The organism is Bordetella sp. N (assembly GCF_001433395.1).
Taxonomy (GTDB): domain Bacteria; phylum Pseudomonadota; class Gammaproteobacteria; order Burkholderiales; family Burkholderiaceae_B; genus Bordetella_C.
Window position 1 is genome coordinate 573,433 of sequence record NZ_CP013111.1, and the last position, 21,302, is coordinate 594,734.

General features: G+C 66.2%; 18 protein-coding genes. 11 read left to right on the top strand and 7 right to left on the bottom strand.

Annotation, left to right across the window (positions count from 1 at the left end):
* Positions 1-83: 83 nt before the first annotated feature.
* From ASB57_RS02480 to ASB57_RS02490, 3 genes are read right to left on the bottom strand one after another with little or no spacing between them, the layout of a single operon-like run.
* Positions 84-1,853 carry a PhoH family protein gene (locus tag ASB57_RS02480; protein ID WP_057650271.1) on the bottom strand — a complete coding sequence of 590 codons (1,770 nt, stop codon included), beginning with the start codon at positions 1,851-1,853 and terminating at the stop codon, positions 84-86.
* Positions 1,854-1,907: 54 nt separating this feature from the next.
* Positions 1,908-2,372 (bottom strand): peroxiredoxin, encoded by a 465-nt coding sequence (locus tag ASB57_RS02485; RefSeq protein WP_057650272.1) that lies wholly within the window; start codon positions 2,370-2,372, stop codon positions 1,908-1,910.
* The gene (locus tag ASB57_RS02490; RefSeq protein ID WP_057650274.1) at positions 2,372-2,830 is read right to left on the bottom strand and encodes an Mth938-like domain-containing protein; all 459 of its coding nucleotides are present in this window, start codon (positions 2,828-2,830) and stop codon (positions 2,372-2,374) included. Before ASB57_RS02490 ends, ASB57_RS02485 begins: the two co-directional genes overlap by 1 nt.
* Before the next feature lie 179 nt (positions 2,831-3,009).
* Here ASB57_RS02490 and alaC point away from each other — a divergent pair, with 179 nt between their 5' ends.
* From alaC to thrC, 3 genes are read left to right on the top strand one after another with little or no spacing between them, the layout of a single operon-like run.
* Positions 3,010-4,197, top strand: a complete 1,188-nt coding sequence (gene alaC, locus ASB57_RS02495; protein ID WP_057650276.1) for an alanine transaminase — start codon at positions 3,010-3,012, stop codon at positions 4,195-4,197.
* Positions 4,194-5,498: a homoserine dehydrogenase gene (locus ASB57_RS02500; protein WP_057650278.1), complete on the top strand. Its 1,305-nt coding sequence runs from the start codon at positions 4,194-4,196 to the stop codon at positions 5,496-5,498. Before alaC ends, ASB57_RS02500 begins: the two co-directional genes overlap by 4 nt.
* Complete coding sequence (thrC, locus tag ASB57_RS02505; RefSeq protein ID WP_057650280.1) at positions 5,495-6,904, top strand: threonine synthase; 1,410 nt, start codon at positions 5,495-5,497, stop codon at positions 6,902-6,904. The genes ASB57_RS02500 and thrC overlap by 4 nt, the downstream gene beginning before the upstream one ends.
* 82 nt (positions 6,905-6,986) lie before the next feature.
* On the opposite strand, the gene ASB57_RS02510 is transcribed toward thrC, so the two are convergent.
* On the bottom strand, positions 6,987-8,645 hold the full coding sequence (locus ASB57_RS02510) for an AMP-binding protein (protein WP_057650282.1): 1,659 nt from the start codon (positions 8,643-8,645) through the stop codon (positions 6,987-6,989).
* 291 nt (positions 8,646-8,936) lie between these two features.
* Between ASB57_RS02510 and crcB the strand changes: the two genes are divergently transcribed.
* Positions 8,937-9,326 (top strand): fluoride efflux transporter CrcB, encoded by a 390-nt coding sequence (gene crcB, locus ASB57_RS02515; protein WP_057650284.1) that lies wholly within the window; start codon positions 8,937-8,939, stop codon positions 9,324-9,326.
* Between the two features lie 178 nt (positions 9,327-9,504).
* Here the strand turns inward: crcB and hpnE are convergent, their stop codons facing one another.
* From hpnE to hpnC, 3 genes are all read right to left on the bottom strand, one after another.
* Positions 9,505-11,016, bottom strand: a complete 1,512-nt coding sequence (hpnE, locus tag ASB57_RS02520; RefSeq protein ID WP_231755323.1) for a hydroxysqualene dehydroxylase HpnE — start codon at positions 11,014-11,016, stop codon at positions 9,505-9,507.
* A complete protein-coding gene (hpnD, locus tag ASB57_RS02525; protein WP_057650286.1) occupies positions 11,013-11,876 on the bottom strand; it encodes a presqualene diphosphate synthase HpnD in 864 nt (287 codons plus the stop codon). The genes hpnE and hpnD overlap by 4 nt, the downstream gene beginning before the upstream one ends.
* 97 nt (positions 11,877-11,973) lie before the next feature.
* Positions 11,974-12,861: a squalene synthase HpnC gene (gene hpnC / locus ASB57_RS02530; protein WP_057650288.1), complete on the bottom strand. Its 888-nt coding sequence runs from the start codon at positions 12,859-12,861 to the stop codon at positions 11,974-11,976.
* Positions 12,862-12,978: 117 nt separating this feature from the next.
* On the opposite strand from hpnC, the gene alr reads away from it, so the two are divergent.
* From alr to ASB57_RS02565, 7 genes are all read left to right on the top strand, one after another.
* Complete coding sequence (gene alr, locus ASB57_RS02535; protein WP_057650290.1) at positions 12,979-14,127, top strand: alanine racemase; 1,149 nt, start codon at positions 12,979-12,981, stop codon at positions 14,125-14,127.
* Between the two features lie 94 nt (positions 14,128-14,221).
* Positions 14,222-14,941 carry an SDR family oxidoreductase gene (locus ASB57_RS02540; protein WP_057650292.1) on the top strand — a complete coding sequence of 240 codons (720 nt, stop codon included), beginning with the start codon at positions 14,222-14,224 and terminating at the stop codon, positions 14,939-14,941.
* Positions 14,942-15,146: 205 nt separating this feature from the next.
* Complete coding sequence (gene radA, locus ASB57_RS02545) at positions 15,147-16,517, top strand: DNA repair protein RadA (protein WP_057650294.1); 1,371 nt, start codon at positions 15,147-15,149, stop codon at positions 16,515-16,517.
* Between the two features lie 561 nt (positions 16,518-17,078).
* Positions 17,079-17,276, top strand: a complete 198-nt coding sequence (locus ASB57_RS02550) for a hypothetical protein (RefSeq protein ID WP_057650296.1) — start codon at positions 17,079-17,081, stop codon at positions 17,274-17,276.
* A 315-nt stretch (positions 17,277-17,591) separates the two neighbouring features.
* Positions 17,592-20,081 (top strand): ABC transporter permease, encoded by a 2,490-nt coding sequence (locus ASB57_RS02555; RefSeq protein ID WP_057650298.1) that lies wholly within the window; start codon positions 17,592-17,594, stop codon positions 20,079-20,081.
* Positions 20,078-20,506 carry a group II truncated hemoglobin gene (locus ASB57_RS02560; protein ID WP_057650299.1) on the top strand — a complete coding sequence of 143 codons (429 nt, stop codon included), beginning with the start codon at positions 20,078-20,080 and terminating at the stop codon, positions 20,504-20,506. Before ASB57_RS02555 ends, ASB57_RS02560 begins: the two co-directional genes overlap by 4 nt.
* Before the next feature lie 61 nt (positions 20,507-20,567).
* The gene (locus ASB57_RS02565) at positions 20,568-21,257 is read left to right on the top strand and encodes a 3-deoxy-D-manno-octulosonic acid kinase (protein ID WP_057655860.1); all 690 of its coding nucleotides are present in this window, start codon (positions 20,568-20,570) and stop codon (positions 21,255-21,257) included.
* Positions 21,258-21,302 lie beyond the last annotated feature (45 nt).

A 21,302-nucleotide genomic window follows, 5' to 3' on the forward strand; every position in this document is an offset into this window, starting at 1 on the left:
GCGGGAAGACGGGCGCCCATTAAATACAGGTCCGGACTAAGGCCGGCGCGGGCGCCGGCCTGGATTGAGAAAAACCAGACAACTTACAACACGTCCCCGGCGTAATCGGCCAGACGCGAACGTTCGCCGCGCTGCAAGGTGACGTGGCCCGAATGCGGCCAGCCCTTGAAGCGGTCGACCACGTAGGTCAGGCCGGAACTGCCTTCCGTCAGATACGGCGTATCGATCTGGGCGATGTTGCCCAGGCAGATCACCTTGGTGCCGGGGCCCGCGCGGGTCACCAGCGTCTTCATCTGCTTGGGCGTCAGGTTCTGCGCTTCGTCGATGATCAGATACTTGTTCAGGAAGGTACGGCCGCGCATGAAGTTCAGGGACTTCACCTTGATGCGCGAGCGGATCAGGTCCATGGTGGCGGCGCGGCCCCAGTCGTTGTTGCCTTCGCCGTCGCCCATGTTGAGCACGTCCAGGTTGTCTTCCAGGGCGCCCATCCACGGCAGCATCTTTTCCTCTTCCGTGCCCGGCAGGAAACCGATGTCCTCGCCCACCGGCACGGTGACGCGGGTCATGATGATTTCCGTGTAGCGCTTGGTCTCCAGCACCTGCGTCAAGCCGGCGGCCAGCGCCAGCAGGGTCTTGCCGGTACCGGCCTGGCCCAGCAGGGAGATGAAGTCGATATCCGGATTCATCAGCAGGTTGAGCGCGAAGTTCTGCTCGCGATTGCGCGCGGTGATGCCCCAGACGTTGTTCTTGCCGTGGGTATAGTCGCGCAGCGTCGCCAGCACCGCCGTCTTGCCGTTGACTTCGCGCACCTGCGCGTAGAGCGGCATCTGGCCTTCGAAGTAGACGAACTGGTTGACGACGAACTGGGCGCACAAGGGGCCGTGCACGCGGTAGAACGTGGTGCCGCCTTGCTGCCAGGACTCGACGTCCTTGCCGTGCTTGTTCCAGAAGTCTTCCGGCAGCGGCATGACGCCGGTGTAGAGCAGGTCGGAATCTTCCAGGACGTGGTCGTTGAAGTAGTCTTCCGCGGCCATGCCCAGGGCGCGCGCCTTCAGGCGCATATTGATGTCCTTGGACACCAGCGCCACTTCACGCTCGGTATATTTTTCCTGCAGGGCGCGCACCACACCCAGGATCTGGTTGTCGGCCTTGCCCATGGGCAGGTCCGACGGCAGGGTGCTGTGGATGGCGGTGGTCTGGAACAGCAGGCGCCCGCTGGCGTCCTTGTTGCCCAGCGCGCTCAGCGCCACGCCAGCGTCCAGCTGATCGGTAGCGGTCGCCACCAGCTGGTCCAGCGAACGGCTCACCTGGCGGGCGTTGCGCGCCACTTCCGACATGCCCTTCTTCTGGTGGTCCAGCTCTTCCAGCGTCATCATCGGCAGGAAGATGTCGTGCTCTTCAAAACGGAAGATCGACGTCGGATCGTGCAGCAGGACGTTGGTGTCCAGCACGAACAGCTTGCGCGGCGCGTTGGCGGCGCGGTTGCGGCCCTTGCGTTCGGACCGGGTGGCCGGCGTCGTGGCAATCGACTGCACGACGGCAGGCGACGAGGCCGGGGCGGTGGCCGTCTTGAGCAAGGCGGGCGCCGGGGCAGCCGCGGCCGGGGCAGCGCTGGCGGGAGCGGGCGCGCCGGTGGTCTTGCGGGCGGCGGTCTTGCGGCCGGCGGGTTGCTTGGCCGGCGCGCCGGCAACGCGCGCGTCGTTGCGGGCGGGCGCGATGCCGGCCAGCTCGGGCTGGAGCGCGGCGGGCGCTTCAGCCGCGGGTTTCGCTACGGATGCTGCTGGATGGGCGGTTTCGCCCGTGGGGAAGGTCAGGATAGCGGCGGGGCGGGTGGGCAACTTCGGAAGCGGCATAAGCGTCACTCTCCTGTGGGGTGCCGGCGCGCTTTCAGGCGCGTCGGCGACAAATCAACCAATACTCTTGGCGGCTTGCAGGACTTCTTTCGCATGACCCGGCACTTTCACGCCGCGCCATTCCTGCACCAGTACACCGTAGGCATCAATAAGAAAGGTACTGCGTTCAATACCGCGCACCTGTTTGCCATACATGTTTTTCTGCTTGATGACATCAAACAGGCCGCACACGGTTTCCTCGGCATCGGTGATGAGCGGGAAGGGCAACTCATACTTGCTGCAGAAATTCTCATGCGACTTGAGCGAGTCGCGCGAAATGCCCAGCACGATACAGCTGGATGCCAGGAAGTCGGCATGCATGTCGCGGAAGTCCTGGCTTTCGGTGGTGCAGCCCGGCGTATTGTCCTTGGGATAGAAATACAGGACCACGGCACGTCCGCGGCACTGCTCAAGGCTGATCGGGCCGATCGTGCTGTCGGCGGTGAAAAGCGGCGCGGGTTTGCCGATGATGGGCTTCATCAGGAGGTTGCTCCTAGGGGAATCAGGGCGACGACCACGCGCCGGCCTTCTGACATCAGGATGTTGTAAGTTCGGGCGGCCGCCTGGGTGTCCATCACCTCGACCCCGACGCCCACTGTCAGCAGCGGGCGCAGCACTGCCGGCGCGAGGAAGCGCTGGCGCGTGCCCGTGCCGATGAGCAGGACCTCGGGCGCGCCCGGTGGCAAGGGCGCGGGCGTGTTTTCGCCGGCATCCAGAAATGCCATGGGGTCGCTGACCGGTTCCGGCAATCCGGCGGCCTGGCGCAAGAGTTGGGGGGTGATCTGTTCTGGCGCCTCGACCGGCCAGTGGGCGACCGGACCTTCGGGACCAAAGGCGACCGCGTGGGAAAAGCGTACCTGGTTGACTTCGATATAGTCATCGCCATAGGCAGTGACTGTATTCAAGGCGGCCGACGCAGGATCAGTATGCAGCTTCAATAATGGCTCCGGCTTGTTGGGTGGATGATAGCGCATCACGATGCCGGCATGTTGCGCGGTTTATACAAGGGAAAGCACGGGGGAAGGGTCCCATTTCGCCCAATTTGCCCAGGGAGCCCGCTTAGGCTAGATTATCGGGTTCCGCCTAATTGCCCCTGTTCCGCCCAAGGATTTTCGTCATGAGGAAGTTCTCGCGCATCGAGCGCTTGCCGCCCTACGTCTTCAATATCACGGGCGAGCTCAAAATGGCGGCACGGCGTCGTGGCGAGGACATCATCGACATGTCGATGGGCAACCCGGACGGCGCCACGCCCGGCCACATCGTCGACAAGCTGGTCGAGGCCGCCACGCGGCCCGATACGCATGGCTATTCGGTGTCCAAGGGCATTCCGCGCTTGCGCAAGGCGATTTCCACCTGGTATCAGCGCCGCTACGGGGTGGATATCGATCCTGATTCCGAGGCCATCGTCACCATCGGCTCCAAGGAAGGCCTGGCGCACCTGATGCTGGCCACCCTGGACCAGGGCGATACCGTGCTGGTGCCCAATCCCAGCTATCCCATCCATATCTATGGCGCGGTCATCGCGGGGGCCAATATCCGCTCGGTGCGCATGACCCCGGGCGTGGATTTCTTCGAGGAACTGGAGCGCGCCGTGCGCGAATCCATACCCAAGCCCAAGATGATGGTCCTGGGTTTCCCCAGCAATCCCACCGCGCAGTGCGTGGAGCTGTCCTTTTTCGAGCGCGTGATCGCCCTGGCCAAGGAACACGACATCCTGGTGGTGCACGACCTTGCCTACGCCGACATCTGTTTCGACGGCTACAAGGCACCGTCTATCATGCAGGTACCGGGCGCGCGCGATGTGGCGGTGGAATTCTTCACCATGAGCAAGAGCTACAACATGGCGGGCTGGCGTATCGGCTACATGGTGGGCAACCGCGAACTGGTGCATGCGCTGGCGCGGATCAAGAGTTATCACGACTACGGCACGTTCACGCCCATCCAGGTGGCTTCGATCGCCGCCCTGGAAGGACCGCAAGACTGCGTCGACGAAGTGGTCGAGCAATATCGCAGCCGCCGCGATGTGCTGGCTAAAGGCCTGCACGAAGCCGGCTGGGACGTGGAGATCCCAAAAGCCTCCATGTATATCTGGGCCCGGATACCCGAGCCCTACCGGGCCATGGGCTCGCTGGAATTTTCCAAGCGGGTGCTGGCTGACGCCAAGGTGGCGGTTTCACCTGGCATAGGTTTCGGCGAATATGGCGACGAGTACGTCCGCTTCGCCCTGATCGAAAACGAGCAACGCACGCGACAGGCCGTGCGCGGCATTAAAGAAATGTTCCGCAAGGACGGATTGCTGAAATGAATCCCATGAAGGTAGGCCTGCTGGGCCTTGGCGTGGTTGGTGGCGGTACCTGGACGGTGCTCTCGCGCAACGCTGAAGAAATCGCCCGCCGCGCGGGCCGGCGCATCGAAGTCACCCATATCGCCGTGCGCGACAAGATCAAGGCGTCCAGCCGCGTCGGCGGTGGCGCGACCATTACGACCAATCCCCAGGACGTCGTGCGCGACCCCAGCATCGACATCGTGGTCGAGCTGATCGGCGGCGATACGCTGGCGCGCGAACTGGTCCTGGAAGCCATCGCGCAGGGCAAGCACGTGGTCACCGCCAACAAGGCGCTGCTGGCCAAGCATGGCAATGAAATCTTCGCCGCCGCTTCCGAGCGCGGCGTGATGGTGGCCTTCGAGGCCGCGGTGGCCGGTGGCATTCCCATCATCAAGGCGATCCGCGAAGGCCTGACCGCCAACCGCATCCAGTGGCTGGCCGGCATCATCAACGGCACCACCAACTTCATCCTGTCGGAAATGCGCAGCCGCGGGCTGCCCTTCGCCGACGTGCTGGCGGAAGCCCAGCGCCTGGGCTATGCCGAAGCCGATCCCACCTTCGACGTCGAAGGCGTGGACGCCGCGCACAAGCTGACCCTGCTGGCGTCGCTCGCCTTCGGCGTGCCGGTGCAGTTCGACAAGGCCTATATCGAAGGCATCTCGAATCTGGCGCAGGAAGACATCGCCCATGCCGAGCGCCTGGGCTATCGCATCAAGCTGTTGGGCATCACCCGCCGCCGTCCCGAAGGCATCGAGCTGCGCGTGCATCCGGCGCTGGTGCCCAGCACCCGCCTGCTGGCCAACGTGGAAGGCCCGATGAACGCCGTGCTGGTGCGCGGCGACGCCGTCGGGCCCACCTTGTATTACGGCCAGGGCGCGGGCGAAGAGCCCACCGCGTCGGCCGTGGTGGCCGACCTGGTCGACGTGACGCGCCTGCACACCGCCGACCCCGGCAACCGCGTGCCGCACCTGGCTTTCCAGCCGGACGCCATGTCGGACCTGCCCATCCTGCCGATCGAGAAGGTATCGACGTCCTATTACCTGCGCCTGCGCGTGGACGACCAGCCCGGCGTGCTGGCCGACATCGCTCGCGTATTGGCCGAGCATTCGATTTCCATCGGGTCGATGATCCAGCAGCCTTCCAACATCGGCGGCGCCGACATCATTTTCCTGACGCATGAAGCGGTGGAAGGCGACGTCAACCAGGCCATCGCCCGCATCGAGGCCCTGGCTTTCGTGCGCTCGAAGGTGACGCGCATCCGCATGGAGTCCCTGGCATGAATTACGTATCCACCCGCGGCGGCATGGCGCCGCTGCCGTTCTCCGACATCCTGCTGGAAGGCCTGGCGCCGGACGGCGGCCTGGCCGTGCCGCAGACCTTGCCCAAGCTGACGGCCGCGCAACTGGACGCCTGGCGTCCGCTGGCCTATGCCGATCTGGCCTTCGAAGTGCTGTCGCTGTTCATCACCGACATCCCCGCCGAAGACCTGCGCCGCCTGACGCGCGCGGCCTACACGCCGACGATATTCGGCAGCGAGGACATCGTGCCGCTGCGTCCGCTGGACGACAAGCTGAGCCTGCTGGGACTGTCGGAAGGCCCGACCCTGGCGTTCAAGGACATGGCCATGCAGTTCCTGGGCCAGGCCTTCGAATACGTGCTGACCAAGCGCGGCGCCACGCTCAACATTCTGGGCGCGACGTCGGGCGATACGGGCTCGGCGGCGGAATACGCCTTGCGCGGCAAGAAGGGCGTGTCGGTGTTCATGCTGTCGCCGCATGGCCGCATGAGTGCGTTCCAGCGCGCGCAGATGTATTCGCTGCAGGACGCCAACATCCACAACATCGCCGTGCGCGGCGTGTTCGACGACTGCCAGGACATCGTCAAGGCGCTGGCCGGCGACCTGGAGTTCAAGGCCGCCTGCCACCTGGGCGCGGTCAACTCGATCAACTGGGGGCGTATCGCCTCGCAGATCGTGTACTACGTGCACGGCTGGTTGCGCGCCACCACCAAGGCCGACCAGCAGGTGTCGTTCGCGGTGCCGTCGGGCAACTTCGGCAACATCCTGGCGGGCCATATCGCGCGTCGCATGGGCCTGCCCATCCGCCGCCTGGTGCTGGCCACCAACGAGAACAACGTGCTGGAAGAGTTCTTCCGCACCGGCATCTATCGGCCGCGTTCGGCGCAGCAGACCCATGCCACGTCCAGCCCGTCCATGGATATTTCGCGGGCGTCCAACTTCGAACGTTTCATCTTCGATCTGGTTGGGGCTGACGGCGCGCGGGTCAAGGCGCTGTGGAGCCAGCTGGCCAAGGAAGGTTCCTTCGACCTGTCGGGCCAGCTGGGCGAGTTCGACAAGGACTACGGTTTCGTGGCGGGCGCCAGCTCGCACGCGGACCGCCTGGCGACCATCCGCGCCACCTACGATGCCTGCGGCGTGCTGATCGATCCGCACACCGCCGACGGCGTCAAGGTGGCCCGCGCCTTCGTCGAGCCGGGGATCCCCATGCTGGTGCTGGAAACCGCCTTGCCGGCCAAGTTCTCCGACACCATCCAGGAGGCCCTGGGCCGTCCGGCGCCGCCGCCGGCCGCGCTGGCGGGCCTGGAATCGCTGCCGCAGCGTTTCGATGTGATGGACAACGACATCGAAGCCGTGCGCCGTTATGTGCGGGAGCACGCGGCGCTGTAAGCGCCGCGGGCCTGCGTGGCCCTGCCGTCCTTGCTGAAAGCGGGCCGCACATGTGCGGCCCGTTTTTTTCGGTGCGGACCGCTCAGGCGGTATCGACGTCGTCCAGGCCCAGCTGCGCTTTCATGGCATCGCGGATCTTGAATTTCTGGATCTTGCCCGTCACCGTCATGGGGAACTCGTCAACGAACTGGATGTACCTGGGCACCTTGTAGTGCGCGATCTGGCCTTGGCAGAAGTCGCGGATCTCGGTGTCGGTCGCCGTCTGGCCCGGTTTGACGATGATCCAGGCGCACAGTTCCTCGCCGTATTTCTTGTCGGGCACGCCAACGACCTGCACGTCTTGTATCTTCGGATGGCGATAGAGGAACTCCTCGATCTCGCGCGGATAGATGTTTTCGCCGCCACGGATCACCAGATCCTTGATACGGCCGACGATCTTCACGTAGCCCTCGGCGTCCATGGTGGCCAGATCGCCCGTATGCATCCATTGTTCAGTGTCGATGACTTCACGCGTCTTGGGCGCGTCTTCCCAATAACCGTGCATCACCGAGTAGCCGCGGGTGCACAACTCGCCTGACTGGCCGGCCGCGACGATGGCGCCCGTCGCGGGATCGATGATCTTCACTTCCAGGTGCGGCTGCACCGTGCCCACGGTGGACACGCGCTTGTCCAGCGGCGTCACGACGCTGCTCTGGCAGCTGACCGGGCTGGTTTCGGTCATGCCGTAGGCAATGGTGATATCGCGCAGGTGCATCTGTTCGACCACCCGCTTCATTACCTCGGTGGGGCAGGGCGAGCCGGCCATGATGCCGGTGCGCAAGGTCGAAAGATCGAAGTCCTTGAAGCGCGGGTGATCGAGTTCGGCAATGAACATCGTGGGGACACCATGCAGGCCGGTGCATTTTTCGGCCTGCACCGTTTCCAGCACGGTGAGCGGATCGAAGCCATCGTTCGGATAAATGATGGCCGAGCCGTGCGTGAGGCAGGCCAGGTTGCCGAGCACCATGCCGAAGCAGTGATAGAGCGGCACGGGAATGCAGAGCCGGTCGGCCGGCGAGAGCTTCATGCACTCGCCGACGAAGAAGCCGTTGTTGAGGATGTTTCGATGGGTGAGGGTGGCGCCCTTGGGGAAGCCCGTGGTGCCGCTGGTGAACTGGATATTGATGGGGTCGGTCGCCTTAAGACCCTTTTGTACCTGCGCCACGCGCGGGTCCGCGGGGTCGCCGCTGGCGAGCAGGCGGCTGAAGCGCTGCACGTTGGGGGCTTCCATGTCCGGGGCGGCCGGGCTGTCGATCCAGAAGGTGTGTTGCAGTCGCGGCAGGCGTTCGGGGCCCAGTTCACGCAGCATGGCCAGGTAGTCGCTGGACTTGAACTTCGGCATGGTCAGCAGCGCCTTGCAGCCGGCCTTGTTCAGTGCATATTCCAGCTCGGACGTGCGGTAGGCCGGGTTGATGTTGACCAGTATCAGTCCCGCCTTGGCGGTGGCTATCTGTATCAGCACCCAGGCGACGTTGTTGTGGGACCAGATGCCGACGCGGTCACCGGGGACCAGGCCCAGGTTCAGCAATGCGCTGGCCAGCCGGTTCGATTCGGTCTGCAGCTCGCGGTAGGTGAAACGTTGGCCTTCGTGGCGGCTGACGAGGGCATCGCGGTCGGGTTGCTTGTCGACCATGGTGTCGAAAAAGTCGCCGATGGTTTGTTCGATGAGGGGGACGTCGGTGGCGCCTTTGGCGTAGCTCATGAATGTTGTCTCCTGATGCAGGCTGGTTCTCTGGGTCGATGCTTGATGCGACCAGCTTGATTTCAATTCCCGCCGGCGCGAAGTTTGGTGCGTGGGGGCGGGGTGAATCAGCTCATTTATACAAGCTTCTTCCCTTTGTGGGATGCAGAAGGGCCTTCGGCTTTTTTACGTCGACGCTTTGTGAACGCTCAGCCGGCGCTGGGTGCGCAGCTGTTTGCGTGGGAGGGGCATGCGTTGACGGCGGGCCGCCGCTGGCGATAATGGGCGTTCCGTGCGGGTTCAAGGAATGCCATGCTGCCAGTGCTTACGCCCCTCAGTTTTCTTGCCGTCGGCCTTGGGGCCGCTGTCGGGGCGTGGCTGCGTTGGCTGCTCGCGCTGGGCTTGAATCGCCATGAGTCCTTTCCGTGGGGGACGGTGGCGGCGAATCTTGGCGGCGGCTATGTGATCGGCGTGATGGTGGCGCTGGTCGCGTCGCATCCCGATTGGCCGGCCTGGGTGCGTCTGGCGTGCATCACGGGCTTCCTGGGTGGCCTGACCACGTTCTCGACGTTCTCGGCGGAAACCGTCGCGATGCTGGAGCGGGGTGAATACGGCGGCGCCGTTGTGTACGCGGGTGTCAGCCTGGCGGGTTCATTGGCGCTGACCGCGGCGGGATTGTTTACCGTACGTGCATTGAGTTGAAGATATTTTTTTGGGGGGGAACCCCCCAATGCCCCCCTGTGAGCACCTTGCCATTGCGCCGACTGACGCCTTTGGGGCCGCCCCAAGAGTCTCCCGCGTGCGTCTCGCGATAGCGGAAGCGGGGGCGTTGGGGGGAACCCCCAAAAAAATTATCCTCTGTGTGCTTTTCGCGAGAGCGTCAACGCCCCGCGATCAGCGCGGCGGCGCTTTGGCCGCTGCGGACGGCGCCCTCCAGGACGGCCGGGTAGCCGGTGTCGGTCCAGTCGCCGGCCAGGCATAGCGTGGGCCACGGGGTCGCGTTGCCGGGCCGCGCCAAGCCAGGCGTGGCGAGAAATGTCGCCCGTTTGTCGACCAGCAGTTCCGCATGCGCCACGGCAGGCAAGGGCGGCAGACCCCCGCGAACAGCCTGCTCGCGCACCTGTTCGAGAAGCGGCGCCACCACCGCGTCACGGTCCTCTTGCGTCAGCCGATCGGCCAGCCGAGCCGCGGCACTCACCACGATCGACAGCTCTCCCCGCGATCGATCGCCCGCCAGCGCGGCACGGTCGAACAGCCATTGCCCATCGTGCCCCCGCGCCGCATCTTCGCGCAGCATCATCATCGCCATCGGCAGATGCCACGCGTCCCCCAACCGCAGGTTCAAGGTCGCGATAGGGGAATACTTGAAGCCGGACAAGCGCGCCGCCAGCTCGGCGCCGGCCAGCGGCCGTGCCTGCCCCGCGGCAGCGCCATCGCCAAGTGCCTTGCCCAGCATACGCGCGGCATTGGCCGGCGGAACGGCCAGGATGGCGGCGTCGTAAAGCTCACCGTCTATCCGTACGCCATCCGCGGATGGCTCGACGACCCGCACCGTGACGCCATAACGCGTGTCACTTAGCGCCGCCGCCGCATCCGGCCACAGCGCGGAAAGATCGGCGCGCGGCAGCAGCAGGTCGGAAGCGGCCCGCTTCCCGGCCAGACTGTCACGCAGCACATGCGCGAAAAGTTGCGCGTCGGCCTGCGCGATGGGCGTATTCAAGGCGGCCAGGCACAGCGGCTCCCACAGCCAGCGCACGGCATTGTCCGGCTGTCCATGCCGAACCAGAAGATCCGCCACGCTGTCCGTCGCGGCCACGTGCCACCGCGCGCCCTGCAACGCGCGCATCAAGCGCAATGCCGCCTTGCGCCCGGCCATATCCAATCCGCGCGCCGTCAATAGCGCGACGGCCGCGTGCACAGGCGCCGGCAAACGCGGCGCCCGCAAGCGAAAGGCTCCATCCAGGCTGGCCAGGGACAAAGGCAGCCGTGCCAGCAAAGTATCCGGGTCGCGTCCCAGCCTGCGCATCAAGGCCAGCGTGTCGCCGTAAGCGCCCAGAAGAATGTGCTGCCCGTTATCGAGCGGAAGGTCGAAGTCCGCGTGGGTAACGCGCCGCGCCCGTCCGCCGGGCGTACGCCCCGCCTCCAGCACGGTGACCGCGCAGCCCCCATCATGCAAAGCCACCGCCGCCGCCAAACCGGCCCAGCCGGCCCCAACCACAGCCACCCAGCGCTTCGTCGTGCCACGGGCAGCGCGCGCTTGCGTCGCGCCGCTCTCGGTCAGCACCTGCGCCGCGCCACGGGCAGCCGGCACCTGCATCGCGCCGCCCTCGGCCAGCACCGCCGGGATTCCAGTCGCCGACGCAGGCGCGCCGCGCGCGGCCGGCGCGTTCATCGCGCCAGGCGCCGCATCAGCCCGCGGCCGCCGCCTACCCACGTCTTCCACGCCAGCCACAGCTTGCGCAAAGGCGTCAGGGAAATCCGTTGATGCAGCACCTGCCAGTTATCGCGCTCGATCTCATCCAGCAGCGCATGGTAGATGGCCGCCATCATCAGCCCCGGCCGCTGGGCGCGCCGATCGCCTTCCGGCAGCGCCCGCATGGCCTCGCGGTACAGCTCACGCGCCCGTTGCGCCTGGAACGCCATCAGCGCCGTGAAGCCTTCCGAATATTTCCCGTTGAGGATGTCCGCGGCCTTCACGTTGAAACGCTGCAATTCATCGATGGGCAGGTAGATGCGCCCACGCCGCGCGTCGTCGCCGACATCGCGGATGATGTTGGTCATCTGGAAAGCCAGCCCCAGCTTCTCCGCGTAGACCAGGGTGGCGGGGTCTTCATAGCCGAAGATGGACGCCGACAGCTCACCCACCACGCCGGCCGCGTGCCAACAGTACTTACGCAGGCCGGGCCAGTCCAGATAACGCGTCTGGTCCAGGTCCATCTCCATGCCGTCGACCACCGCCAGCAAGCGCTCGCGGGTGATGCCGTAGGCCTGCAGATGCGGCTCCAGCGCGCGCGTCACCGGGTGATCCGGGGCGCCGCCGAACATGCGGTCCACCTCGGCCCGCCACCAGGCCAGCTTGATGCGCGCCACGGAGGGATCGCTGACTTCGTCCACCACGTCGTCCACTTCGCGGCAGAAGGCGTACATGGCGACGATGGCGCGCCGCCGCTCCGGCGGCAGGAACAGAAAAGCGTAGTAGAAACTGGACCCGCTTTTGGCGGCCTTGTCCTGGCAATATTCGTCGGGAGTCATGTCGGTAGGGCAGGAGCGGGGCCGGCGCGAGAAACGCCGGCGGTCAGTAATCGGTAATCAGTCGGAAACGAAGCGGTCTGGAACGAAGCTGCCTGGATCAGCGTATCAGCGCGCGCCACAGCATGATGGTCCAATCCCGTCCGCCCAGTTCCGGGCGGTTCATGAACACATCGTAGCGGGCCTGCTCGATACGTTCCAGGATGCGCAGTCCGCCTTGCACGACCAGGCGCAGCTCCAGGCCGATACGGCCGGGCAGACGCCGGGTCAGCGGCGCTCCGGAGTGTAACAGCGCGCGCGTCCGCGCCACCTGTTCGCCCAGCAGCGCCTGCCATTGCGGCGTCAGGCGGCAGGCGGCCAGGTCCTCCTCGCTGACACCGTGGCGCAGCAGGGCGTCTTGCGGCAGATACACCCGGTCCTTGTGCCAGTCGACGCGCACGTCCTGCCAGAAATTGACCAGTTGCAGGCCCGTGCAGATGGCGTCGGCATGGCGCAAGGCTTCAGCGTCGGCCACGCCATACAGATGCAGCATCAGGCGCCCCACCGGGTTGGCCGAACGGGCGCAGTAGTCGAGCAGGGTGGCTTCGTCGGCATAGCGCTTGACCGAGATGTCCTGTTCGAAGGCCGACAACAGGTCCAGAAAGGGCGTGATGGGCAGCTGATGGCGCGCGATGGTGGCGGCCAGCGGCACGAAGATGGGCGCCAGGCGTTCGGCCACGGGTCGATAACCCGAGCCGAAAGACGATCCCAAGGCCGTCCCGGGGGCCGCGCCCTGGTCCGGTTTGCGGCCCGCCGTACTGGCGATGCGATGCAATTCCGTGCGATAGGCCGCCAGCTCGCCCAGGCGTTGCGGCGGCGTGGCATCCCCTTCATCGGCGACGTCGTCGGCGCTGCGCGCGTAGCGATAGATGTTGGTGACCGGCTCGCGCAGATGGCGCGGCAGCAGGATGGAGGCCACTGGAAAGTTTTCGTAATGGTCGACAGACATGGATCGTGCGCAAAATCGCCGCTATGGAATCGTCGCTATTTTAGTGAGGTCGTCATGAGGCATCGGGTAGACTAACGCCGATCGCAAAAAAGGCCGATCCGTCCTCCCCCGCCCGCCATGCCACGCCCAATTACCGCCACGATTTCCGTCGATGCCCTCACGCACAATCTCGAGGTCGTCCGCAAACACGTTCATCAAGCCGCGGCAAGCGCCGCGAAGACCCAAGGCCGGCCCCTGGCGCCGCCGTCGATCTGGGCGGTCATCAAGGCCAACGCCTACGGCCACGGCATCGAGCAGGCCGTGCGCGGTTTCTGGCAGGCGCAGGGCCTGGCCCTGCTGGACCTGAACGAAGCCGTGCGCTGCCGCGAAGCCGGCTGGGGCGGGCCCATCATGCTGCTGGAAGGCTTTTTCGAGCCGGCCGACCTGGAAGTGCTGGATCGCTATCACCTGACCACGGCCGTGCATCATCCGGACCAACTGGCCATCCTGGCCGGCAACCGCGGTTCGCGCCGGCTGGATATCTTCATGAAGCTCAATACCGGCATGAACCGGCTGGGTTTCGCGCCTGACGCTTATCGCGCGGCCTATCAACAGGCGCTGCGCCTGCGCGACGACGGCGTGTTGAATTCCGTCGGCAAGATGACCCACTTCGCCAACGCCGACGGCCCGCAAGGCGTGGCGGACCAGATGGAAGTGTTCGACCGCATCACCGACGGGCTGCCCGGCCCGGTCAGCGTATCGAACTCCGCCGCCACATTGCGCTATCCGGACATCTCGCTGGCGCGCGACGACCATGCCGCCTGGGTACGGCCGGGTTGCTGCCTGTATGGCATTTCGCCTTTCCACGATGCCAACGCCGCCAGTTTCGGCCTGCGTCCGGCCATGACCCTGGCGTCGCGCCTTATCTCCGTCCAAGAGGTCAAGGCCGGTGCCGCCGTCGGCTATGGCAGCGCGTTCATCGCCGATGCGCCGATGCGCGTCGGGGTCGTGGCCTGCGGCTATGCCGATGGGTATCCGCGCCATGCGGGCACGGGCACGCCGGTCACGGTCGCCGGGGTGCGTACGCGCTTGCTGGGACGGGTTTCCATGGACATGCTGGCGGTCGACCTGACACCCATCCCGGCGGCGGGTGTCGGCGCGCCGGTGGTGCTGTGGGGGGAGGGCGGTCCCACGGTGGATGAAGTGGCGCAGGCCGCTGAAACCATAGGTTACGAATTGGTGTGTGCCCTGGCGCCGCGCGTGCCGGTGCAGGGGCGGGATATCTGACGGGGACGGGTCTGGGGGAAAAACAAGACACCGACGCCCTGGTTGGTGTCTACTTGGGGCTTTTCCCCCCCACTGCAGATTCGAGGTTGTTCCCATGAAAGACAAATGCGTGCTGGTAACCGGCGCTACCAAAGGGATAGGCTGGGCGCTTACGCGCCGTCTGGCCGACATGGGCTGCCATGTAGTGGGAATCGCCCGGCATACCAATGATGTCGATTTTCCGGGGTATCTCTACGCCTGTGATCTGGCCGATGCCGGCAAGACGGAAGATGTGCTGCGCGAGATCCGCGAAAAATTTCCTGTCGACGCCATCGTCAACAATGTAGGCCTGGTGTTGCCGCAGCCCTTGGGCTCGGTGGAATTGGCGTCGCTGTATAACGTGCTGGATTTGAATGTGCGCGTGGCCGTGCAGGTGGTGCAGACCTTTGTCGAGTCGATGAAGACGCGCCGTTCGGGCCGCATCGTGAACGTCGTCAGCCGCGCCATTCATGGCAGCCAGGACCGCACCAGCTATTCGGCCGCCAAGGCCGCGCTGGTGGGTTGCACCCGTACGTGGGCGCTGGAGCTGGCTGAATACGGCGTCACGGTGAATGCTGTTGCGCCTGGTCCCATCGAAACGGAGTTGTTCCGCGCCAGCCGTCCTGTCGGCAGCGAGGGCGAGAAGCGGGTGTTGTCCGGGATTCCGATGAAGCGTATCGGCACCCCCGCCGAAGCCGCCGCCGCCATCGCATTCCTGCTGTCCGACGATGCCGGCTTCATCACCGGCCAGGTGCTGGGCGTCGACGGCGGCGGCAGCCTCGCCGGCCGCAGCTAGATATATGAGGGGGGAACCCCTCATGCTCCCGCATGTGCATCGGCGCCCGCCCTGGCGGCGGCCATGCCCCGCAGGGCCTGGATCGCTGCCGCGGGGAGTATGAGGGGGGACCCCTCATAGTTTTAATGAAAGTCTTGGCCGGCTGAGCGCTTTGCCAAAGCACGCTCCGGCCGCACGGCTACTCCCCATTCGCTAAACTCGCGCAATGGCCAAATCCCGAACCGTCTACGTCTGTGCCGAATGCGGCGGCACCAGTCTCAAGTGGCAGGGCAAATGCCCCCACTGCAACGCCTGGAACACGCTGGAAGAAACCGTCGAAAGCGCCGCCCCCGCGGCGGCTGCGCAGCATCGCTATGCGCCTTTGGCGGCCTCCAGCCCCGTCCGCAGCCTGGCCGAGATCGAAGCCCGCGAAGTCCCGCGCCAACCGACCGGCCTGGACGAGTTCGACCGCGTCCTGGGCGGTGGCCTGGTGGCCGGCGCCGTGGTGCTGATCGGCGGCGATCCCGGCATCGGCAAGTCGACCTTGCTGCTGCAGGCGCTGGCGTCCATGTCGGCCACGGCCAAGGTGCTGTACGTCACCGGTGAAGAATCGGCGGAGCAGGTGGCCCTGCGCGCGCGCCGTCTGGGCCTGCCGACCGGCGAGGTCAATCTGCTGGCCGAAATCCGCCTGGAAGCCATCCAGGCCGCCGTCGCTGACCAACGGCCGGTGGTGGCGGTCATCGATTCCATCCAGACCCTCTATAGCAGCGAGCTGACCGCCGCGCCCGGTTCCGTGTCCCAGGTGCGCGAGTGCGCGGCCCAGCTGACCCGCCTGGCCAAGCAGACCGGCATCGCCATCGTGATGATCGGCCACGTCACCAAGGACGGCGCTTTGGCCGGCCCGCGCGTGCTGGAGCACATCGTCGACACCGTGCTGTATTTCGAGGGCGACACGCATTCTTCCTACCGCCTGGTGCGGGCCTTCAAGAACCGTTTCGGCGCGGTCAATGAACTGGGCGTGTTCGCGATGACGGATCGCGGCCTGCGGGGAGTCGCCAACCCGTCCGCCTTGTTCCTGTCCCAGCATGACCGCCAGGTGGCGGGCTCCTGCGTGATGGCAACGCAGGAAGGTACGCGGCCGCTGCTGGTGGAGATCCAGGCGCTGGTGGACGCCGCGCATACGCCGAATCCCAAGCGGCTGACCGTGGGCTTGGAGGGCAACCGTCTGGCCATGTTGCTGGCGGTGCTGCACCGTCATGCCGGCGTGGTGACGTCGGATCAGGACGTGTTCGTCAACGCGGTGGGGGGCGTGCGGATTACCGAGCCGGCGGCTGACTTGCCGGTATTGCTGTCGATCATGTCGTCCTTGCGCGATCGTCCTTTGCCGCGGGGGCTGGTGACGTTTGGGGAAGTGGGCCTGGCGGGTGAAATCCGGCCCGCGCCGCGGGGCCAGGAGCGTCTGCGCGAAGCCGCGAAGCTGGGTTTCAACGTGGCCTTGATTCCGAAAGCCAATGCGCCGCGGCAGCCGATCGAGGGTTTGGAAGTATGGGCGTGCGATCGTCTGGAAGACGCGTTGGAGAAATTGAAGGAAGCCTGACCCCGGGCGCGCGCCTTTTTCTTCGGAAGAGTTTGTTTAGCAGAGGGGGCTCCGCCCCCTCATGCCCCCGCAGGGTTTGCCGTTGTGCGAAGCCCGAGCCGCGCGTGGGGGAAGTGGCGCGGCCCCTTCGTGGCGTCTGCTGTTTGCGGGCGTGCGATGGCACACGCCACGCGTTGCGGTTCCTCAGTTGCCACGATCTCTCTTCAAGAACGCAGCTCAAACCGGGGCGGAGGGGGCGGAGCCCCCTCATATTCTTTCCACGTTAGTGGATTAACCCAGGCCCGGGCCAAGGCATTAACAAAGCGATTATCCGTTTCTGCCGAAAATCCATTCCCGTCATTTAAGTTGAATGACAGCTTCAAACTCCGGAAACCCCTATTTTTCAGGGTTTTCCCTCGAAAATTCCCGTGTTCGCATTGCGTTGCATCACGTATGAATTTTTTTTGAGATCGCATGCAACCTTCCCGAAACTCCCTGCTCCAAAGCAGTACGGGGAACACGGCAAAATCGCCGCGCCCGTGGAATCAAGGCCCGGTGGCCTTATTAATTCTGGAGTTATTCATGACCACTCGCTCCCGCATTGCTGCTTTTCTGTCCGTCTCGGCGCTGACCCTGGGTCTGGCCGCGGCGCCGGCGGCTTTCGCTGCCGATGCTTCGACGACCGCCAAGCCCAAGTCCACGCAAACTCACAAGCACAAGGCCAAGAAGTCCGGTGCCAAGTCGTCCTCCAAGACGACCGCGACCACCCCGGCCAAGTAATTCACGCGGGCGCAGGTACAAGCGAAGCTTCCGCGAGGAAGCTTCGCTTTTTTGTCGCTTGGCCGCCTGAATTCAAAAAGCCATCTCCCGTACTAAAAATCCTCTGGAATAGAAGCCCGGCCCATCGGGGACACCGCGGAGCCGGGTCCCCCGGTCCGCCGGTGTCGCCCCCTGGGGGGCCGCGCTCCGCGCGGTACGGGGGGATTTTTTACTGTAGAGCGCCAGACTTTAGTCAGCTTTAGGTACGATACGCCCATGCCTGAAACCGCCGCCGCCCGTCTCCCAGCCTCGTCACCGCCCGCCAGGCGTGGCCTCATGCACACCCTGCGCCAAGGTGTGCGCGCCTTGCTGCGCGATACCCGCGCCGGCGAACTGCGCCTGCTGGTCATCGCCCTGGTCGTCGCCGTGGCTGCCGTCACCAGCGTGGGCTTCCTGGCCGACCGGGTCGGCCGCGCCCTCGAACGCGATGCCGCGCAGATGCTGGGCGCCGACGTGGTGCTCGACGCCGACGCGCCTTTGCCGCCCATATTCGAACAACGCGCCTTGCAGGAAGGCCTGCGGCTGGTCCACACCTGGCAGTTCCCCTCCATGGCCGGCGCGGGCGACAACGCGCAACTGGTCTCCCTGAAAGCCGTCGAACCGGGCTACCCCCTGCGCGGCAACCTGCGCACGGCCACCGCGCCCTTCGGCGCCGACACGCCCACCCGCGATGTCCCGGAGCGCGGCACCGTCTGGGTCGACCCGCAACTCCTGGGCATGCTCAATGTCGCCGTGGGCGGCACGCTCACCCTGGGCGACTCCGAATTCCGCATCGCCCGCGTGGTGACCTACGAACCCGATCGCAGCCTGCAGTTCGTCAACGTGTCGCCGCGCGTCATGATGCGCGCCGACGACCTGGCGGCCACGCACCTGATCGCCCCCGGCAGCCGCGTCGGCTACGCCTTGCTGGCCGCCGGCGACCCGCCCGCGGTCGCCGCCTATTCGACCTGGTTGAACGAGAATCTGCAGCGTGGCCAGAAAGTCGCCACGGTGGAGTCCGGCCGTCCCGACGTGCGCCGCGTGCTGGATCGCGCCCAGCGCTTCCTGTCGCTGGTGGCCTTGCTGGCCGTGCTGATCTCCGCGGTGGCGGTGGCCCTGGCGGCCAACCGTTTCATGCAGCGCCATCGCGACGGCGTGGCGGTGATGCGCTGCCTGGGCGCCCCGCAATCCGCCATCACGCGCATGCTGACGGTGGAGTTCATCCTGGTCGGCGTGCTGGCGTCGCTGATTGGCGGCGTTGTCGGCTACGCCGTGCATCAAGGCCTGGTCACCGTGCTGGCCCGTTTCATCGACACGGCGCTGCCGGCGCCGTCCGTGCTGCCCGCGGCGCAGGGGCTGGCCACCGGCTTGTGGCTGTTGCTGGGCTTCGCCCTGCCATCGCTGGCGCAACTGCGCCATGTCCCGCCGGCGCGGGTCCTGCGTCGCGACGACCCCGGCCTGCAAGCCGGCAGCGTGCTTGGCTACGCCATCGGCGCGGCCGGTTTCGCCCTGTTGATCTGGTGGTTCGCCGGCAACGCGCGGCTGGGCGGCATCATCGCCGGCGGCTTCCTCGGCGCCTTTGTCGTGTTCGCCCTGCTGGCCGGGCTCTGCGTGGCCTTGCTGGCGCGTGTGCGCGGCGCGGCCGCGGGCATGCCCGCGCTGCGTTTCGCCCTGGCCGGCGTGGTGCGCCGGCGGGCCGCCACCATCACCCAGGTCTGCGCGCTGGCCATCGGCCTGATGGCCTTGCTGTTGCTGGCCATGACGCGTACCGACCTGATCGCCGGCTGGCAGCGCACCTTGCCGGCCGATGCGCCCAACCGTTTCCTGATCAACATCCAGCCCGACCAGCGCGCGCCCGTGGCCGCGCGCCTGACCCAGGGCGGCGTCGCCCAGGCCGATCTCTATCCCATGATCCGCGGCCGGCTGGTCGGCATCAATGGCCGCGCGGTGTCGGCCGCCGACTATGAAGAAGGCCGCGCCAAACGCCTGGTGGACCGGGAGTTCAACCTGTCGTACGCCGACCGGATGCCGTCCTATAACCGCCTGGCGGAAGGCCGCTGGATGGCGCCCGACTCGCGCGAGGTGTCCATGGAATCGGGCATCGCCACCACGCTGGGCGTGAAGATGGGCGACAAGCTGACCTTCGACATCGCCGGCCAGACCGTGGACGCCGACGTCACCAGCCTGCGCACGGTCGACTGGGACACCATGCGCGTGAACTTCTTCGCCATGCTGTCGCCGGCGGCGCTCGCCGATGCGCCGCAAAGCTGGATCACGTCCTTCCACCTGCCCGACAATCGACCGCAGCTGCTGCCCCAGCTGGTGCGCGACTTCCCCAATCTGACAGTGTTCGACGTCGGCGCCATCCTGAAGCAGTTGCAGACCGTGCTGGACCAGGTGGTGCAGGCGGTGCAACTGCTGTTCGTGTTCACTTTGGCGGCCGGCGTGCTGGTGCTGGCGGCGGCGCTCACCGCCACCCGCGACGAGCGCGTGCGCGAGGCCGCGGTACTGCGCGCGCTGGGCGCCACGCGCCGCCAGCTGGCGCGCGCGCAACGCCTGGAGCTGCTGGCCGTGGGCGGCCTGGCCGGCCTGCTGGGCGCGGCCGGCGCCGCCGTGGTGGCCTGGGCGCTGTCCCGCTATGTATTCGATTTCACTATCACGCTCAGCCTGTGGCCCTGGCTGGCCGGCATCGCCGCCGGCATGCTGGGGGCCTGGGGTGGGGGTGCACTGGCCTTGCGCGGCGTCTTGCGGACGCCGCCGCTGGTCACTTTGCGAGAAGCACTATGACGACAACGACGCGTGTCGAGCCGATATTCGAGCCGATTGATCACACGCGCAGTATTTTTGAGCAACTTGGCGGCGAGCCCGGCGTGCGGGCGCTGGTCGACCGCTTCTACGACCTGATGGACGTGGACACCGACCTGGCCGACCTGCGCGCGGCGCATGGCCCCAGCCTGGACAACGCGCGCGACCGCCTGTTCTGGTTCCTGTGCGGCTTTTTCGGCGGCCCCGATCATTACATCGAGCGCTTCGGCCATCCGCGCCTGCGCGCGCGCCACCTGCCTTTTTCCATCGGTACCCGGGAGCGCGATCAATGGGTGGTCTGCATGGGCCGCGCCATGGCCGACCAGGGCCTGGAACAGGCCTTGATGGACCGCTTGCTGCATTCCTTCTACGGCACCGCCGACTGGATGCGTAATCGTGAGGGTTGAAACCGCCTGGCTGACGTGGGATGCGGCGCAGGCCGCTGCCGCCAACGGCAGCGAGCGCCGCATGATCCCCGGCGCGGCCGGCGCCATGCTTTACGACGCCGCCCGCATCGGCCGGCCGGGGCCGGAACTCTTCGATGCCGCGGCCTACGGTGCCCAGGCCGAACCGGTGGCGGCCGGCGGCCGCCAGGCAGCGTGGTTCGTGCAGGGTGAGTTCGGCGAAGGCGTGTTGCGCCACTACCGCCGGGGCGGCCTGGTCGCGAAGATCAGCGATCGCGGTTACTTCTGGCTGGGCGCGGACCGCACGCGCAGCTTCATGGAATTCCGCCTGCTGGAGTCGCTGGCCGCCCAGGGGCTGCCCGTGCCCGCGCCGGTGGCCGCCGCCTACTGGCGCCAGGGGCTGACCTACCGGGCCGCCATCATCGTCCAGCGCCTGCCCGATGTGCGGCCCCTGGCCTTGCTGCTGGACCAGGCGGTCTGGGATGCCGCGGCCGATGCGGTGGCGCGCCTGCACCTGGCCGGGGTCTGGCATGCCGACCTGAACGCCTTCAACATCCTGGTCGACACGGCGGGCAAGGCCTGGGTCATCGATTTCGACCGCGGCCAGCAGGGCGGGGTCTCGACGCCGGCGCGTATCGGCAATATGCGTCGCTTGCGCCGCTCGCTGGAAAAAGTCGGTGGCGCGGCGGGACTGGCGTTTTTCGACAAGCTCGAAGCGTCCTACCGGCGCTACATGGCCAGCCGGCCGGACTGACCCGCCGCTTCAGCGCGACCCCCCGTGCGCCGCCCCTGACACGGG